The sequence below is a fragment of the Serratia sp. 506_PEND genome (genome assembly GCF_001076875.1).
Taxonomy (GTDB): Bacteria; Pseudomonadota; Gammaproteobacteria; order Enterobacterales; family Enterobacteriaceae; genus Serratia; species Serratia marcescens.
In genome coordinates this window covers 1-4,887 of sequence record NZ_JVEL01000243.1, presented here as the reverse complement: position 1 = coordinate 4,887, position 4,887 = coordinate 1, and the positions used below count along the sequence as shown (strand labels likewise).

Genomic DNA, 4,887 nt, shown 5'->3' with positions numbered 1-4,887 from the left:
AGCTTTCCGGCGGCCAGCAGCAGCGCGTCAGCATCGCCCGCTCGCTGATCAACGGCGGCGAAATTATCCTGGCGGACGAACCGACCGGCGCACTGGACACCCAATCCGGCCAGGAAGTGCTGGCGATCCTGAGCGAATTGAATCAGCGCGGCCACACCGTGGTGATCGTGACCCACGATATGAACGTGGCGCAGCATGCACACCGCGTCATCGAGCTGCGAGACGGCGTGATCATCGCTGACAGCGGCCGCAAGTCGGCGTCCGGCCCATCGCTGCCGCCGCCGAACCGCAGTCGGCAAAGCGGCTGGCAAAGCCTGATTGACCGCACCCGCGAATCGCTACATATGGCGCTGAAAGCGATGAACGCCCATCGCCTGCGCACCGCGCTGACCATGACCGGCATTATCTTCGGCATCGCCGCCGTGGTGACGGTGGTGGCGCTGGGCGAAGGCGCCAAGCAGCGTACGCTGGAGAATATCAAGGGGCTCGGCACCAACGTGGTGAGCATCTATCCGGGGCGCGACTTCTTCGACGACGCCATCGACAGCATCCGCACCCTGGTGCCGGCCGACGCCGACGCGCTGGCGCAACAAAGCTTCGTCGACAGCGTCAGCCCTGAAGTCAGCGCGTCCGACAGCATCCGTTTTCGCAGCAAATCCGCCACCGCCTCGATCACCGGCGTCGGGCGCGACTATTTCCGCGTCAACGGCATCACGCTGGTGCAAGGCGCCACCTTCCGCGACGATCGCAACGCGCTGCAGGAAGTGATCATCGACGATAACGCGCGCCAGGCGCTGTTCGGCGATTTTGGCGTCGAGCCGCTCGGCCAGATCGTATTTCTCGGCTCGGTGCCGGCGCGGGTGGTCGGCGTCGCCAAAAGCGAACGCAACTATGCGCCTAACCGCATCAGCGTCTGGATGCCCTACAGCACGGTGATGTACCGTATGGTCGGCAAGACCACGCTCAGCGGCATCACCGTGCGCCTGAAGGACGACGTCGCCAGCGAAGCCGCCGTCAGCGCCATCACGCAGTTGCTGACCCAACGCCATGGCGTCAAGGATTTCATGACGTTCAACCGCGACCAGTTCCGTAAATCGATCGAGCGCACCTCGATGACGCTCAGCCTGCTGATCCTGATGGTGGCCTCGATCTCGCTGGTGATCGGCAGCCTGGGCGTGATGAACATCATGCTGGTCTCGGTAACCGAGCGCACCCACGAGATCGGCGTGCGCATGGCGGTCGGCGCGCGGCGCGGCGATATCATGCAACAGTTCATGATCGAGGCGGTGCTGGTCTGTCTGATCGGCGGCATTTTGGGCATCGCGCTGTCGTTCGCCGCCGGTTCGCTATTCACCTCGCTGGCGGGCGGCATGTTCACCGCCATCTATTCCTGGCAAGCCGCCGCGACGGCGTTTTTCTGTTCAACCTTAATCGGCATGATCTTCGGTTATCTCCCCGCCCGTAAAGCGGCAAGGATGGATCCGGTCGTTTCATTGGCCAGCGAGTAACCCATGAAAATTCTCTCTCCCCTGGCGTTAAGCCTCGCCGCCCTGCTCACCGCCGGCTGCGGCAACGCCCTGAAAAGCGACTACCGGGCGCCGCAGGTCAACTATCCTGCGGGGTGGCAATACGCTGCCGAAAACGCCGCGCCGACGCCGTTCGACTGGCGTGATTTCCACGATCCTGAGCTCGATCGCTGGCTGCAACAGGTGATGGCGAGCAACAACGATCTGGCCGTCGCCGTGCTGCGCGTCTACCGCGCGCGGCTCGAGGCGGAACGCGTCGGCATCAGCACCGCGCCTGACCTCAGCGCCTCGTTAAGCAGCGGCATCAATCGCCCGTTGTCCGAGTCCTCCGCCTGGAATAAAACCAGCGGCGCGACTCTCTCTACGAGCTATGAAGTCGATCTGTGGGGCAAACTGGCTCGCCAGCGCGACGCCGCCGAGTGGGCCAGCCAGGCTTCCGAGCAAGATCTGCGAACGGCGCGGCTGACGCTGCTGGCCGACGCCGCCACCAACTACTGGCGCATCGGTTTTCTCAATCAGCAGATCGGCGTCAGCCAGGCGAGCATCGCGTATGCCAAAACGACGCTGCGGCTGGCCAACGCCCGTTATCAGGCCGGCAGCATCTCGGCGCTGGACGTGGTGAACGCGGAACAAAACCTGTTGACGCAGGAAAGCCGGCTGTTGACGCTGCAACACGATCGTCAACAGGCGCTGAATGAACAGGCGGTGCTGCGGGGCGCGCCATCAGGCCAGGCCACTATCGCGCCCGCGCGTCTGCCGACGACGGCGATGCCGCAGATCAACACCGGCATTCCCGCCAGCGTCTTGAGCCGTCGTCCGGATCTCAACGCTCAAGAACTGCGGTTGCGCGCCGCCCTGGCCAACGTCGACGAGAAACGTCTGCAATACTATCCCGCGTTCAGCCTGACCGGTTCACTGGGCGCCAGCAGCAGCGCGCTGCTGGAATTCCTGCGCAACCCGACGGGCAGCCTCGGCGCCGGCCTGACGATGCCGTTCCTGCAATGGCGACAAATGGGCGTGGAGATCAAGATCGCCCGCAATGACTATGAACAGCTGGTGCTGGAGTTCAGGCAGGCGCTGTACAAGGCGATGGGCGATGTGAACAACGCCCTGTCGCTGCGCGCGCAACTGCTGGCGCAAGAGACACAGCTGCAGGCCTCGCTGGCGCTGGCGCGCAAATCGGAACGGCTGAACGAAGTGCGTTACCGGCAGGGCGCCGTCACCATAACCGACTGGTTAAACGCGCAGGAGCAACGCCGTCAGGCGGAACTGGCGGTGGACGAAAACCGCTTCGCGCAGTACCAGAACCTGGCGAAAATCTATCTGGAGTTCGGCGGTTCGTCGGCGCCCTAATCCAAACTGCCTGGCCAGTGGGTCAGGCGTTTTTTTAGCGGCGAACACATCAATTTTTCCGGTTTTATCTCCCGCACTCTCTATACTTGAAACATCACCAATTAGACGAAAAATCGTCAAATCGCACATTTATTAGACCATTCTCGCACCAAATCGGTGCAAATACTTAAGTTAAACTGCTGGATTTGATCGCCGCAAGATATAACGTTAAGCTATAGATGCAAAATAATTAGTCACCTAAATGACATAACCTTGGCATAAATGACGGTATTTTGTGATCCACATCCCAACTTAAATGTGGATAATGAATCGTCTTGAACCGCGATTCGATTAGCCTATTTGATAACTCGAAAACAACAGTGAACGGAGATTACGCTTTCACGAACAACGAATAATTCATTAAGGGATGATTATATGAAGTTAAGAAAAAAACGACATAAACCGATGCACATTAACGACATCACCATCATCGATGACAGCAAACTCAAGAAGGCGATCACCGCAGCGGCCCTGGGCAATGCGATGGAGTGGTTCGACTTCGGCGTATACGGCTTTGTCGCCTACGCACTTGGCCAGGTCTTCTTCCCCGGCGCCTCGCCCGGCGTACAAATGATCGCCGCGCTGGCGACCTTCTCCGTGCCCTTCCTGGTGCGTCCGCTCGGCGGCCTGTTCTTCGGCGCCATGGGCGACAAGTTCGGCCGGCAAAAAGTCCTCTCGGTCACCATTATCATCATGGCGGTCAGCACCTTCTGTATCGGCCTGATCCCGTCCTATGCGTCGATCGGCATCTGGGCCCCGATCCTGCTGCTGCTGGCCAAACTGGCGCAGGGCTTCTCCGTCGGCGGTGAATATTCCGGCGCGGCGATCTTCGTCGCCGAATACTCGCCGGACCGCAAACGCGGCTTTATGGGGAGCTGGCTGGATTTCGGCTCCATTGCCGGCTTTGTGATGGGTGCAGGCGTTGTGGTGCTGATCTCCAGCATCGTCGGCGAAGCTAACTTCCTCGACTGGGGCTGGCGCATTCCGTTCTTCATCGCCGCGCCGCTGGGCCTGATCGGTCTCTATTTGCGCCATGCGCTGGAAGAAACCCCGGCGTTCCAGCAGCACGTGGATAAGATGGAGAAAGAGGATCGCAACGCCATCGAAAATCCGCCGAAAACCTCGTTCAAAGAGATCGCGGCCAAACACTGGAAAAGTTTGCTGGTGTGCGTCGGTATCGTGATTTCCACCAACGTGACCTATTACATGCTGTTGACCTACATGCCGAGTTACCTGTCGCATAACCTGCACTACTCGGAGGATCACGGCGTTCTGATCATCATCGCCATCATGATCGGCATGCTGTTCGTGCAGCCGGTGATCGGCCTGACCAGCGACCGTATCGGCCGTAAGCCGTTCATCATCGGCGGCAGCATCGGCCTGTTGGCGCTGGCGATCCCGTGCTTCATTTTGATCAACAGCAACGTCATCGGCCTGATCTTCGTCGGTCTGCTGGTGCTGGCGGTGCTGCTCAACTCCTTCACCGGGGTGATGGCCTCGATTCTGCCGGCAATGTTCCCGACGCACATTCGCTACAGCGCGCTGGCGATTTCGTTCAACATTTCGGTACTGATCGCCGGTGCGACACCGACCGCCGCTGCCTGGCTGGTCGAAGCGACCGGCAACCTGTATATGCCGGCCTACTACCTGATGGTTGTGGCGGTGATCGGTCTTATCACCGGTCTGTACATGAAAGAGACCGCCAACAAGCCGCTGCGCGGCGCGACGCCGGCCGCTTCTGACCGTACCGAAGCGAAAGAACTGCTGCAGGAGACCTACGACAATATCGAACAGAAAGTCGAGGACATCAACGCGCAGATCGCCGAGCTGGAAAAGAAAAAGCAGATCCTGATAGACCAGCACCCCAAGCTGGACTGATCGCCGCTGAAAGACAAAAGCCACCCGTTTGGGTGGCTTTTTTACTTTGATTTCAAAAGAAATAATGCGCAGCGCATTTTTATGACAATCA

3 protein-coding genes are annotated in these 4,887 nt (G+C 59.6%); all 3 read left to right on the top strand.

Annotated elements, in window-relative coordinates:
• Positions 1–1,508, top strand: a 1,508-nt coding sequence (locus tag ADK28_RS06310; RefSeq protein ID WP_048795195.1) for an ABC transporter permease, incomplete at its 5' end; no start/stop codon positions are given.
• Positions 1,509–1,511: 3 nt separating this feature from the next.
• On the top strand, positions 1,512–2,879 hold the full coding sequence (locus ADK28_RS06305; RefSeq protein ID WP_048795194.1) for a TolC family protein: 1,368 nt from the start codon (positions 1,512–1,514) through the stop codon (positions 2,877–2,879).
• Positions 2,880–3,293: 414 nt separating this feature from the next.
• Complete coding sequence (gene proP / locus ADK28_RS06300) at positions 3,294–4,796, top strand: glycine betaine/L-proline transporter ProP (protein WP_004927916.1); 1,503 nt, start codon at positions 3,294–3,296, stop codon at positions 4,794–4,796.
• The last annotated feature ends 91 nt before the right edge of the window (positions 4,797–4,887 follow it).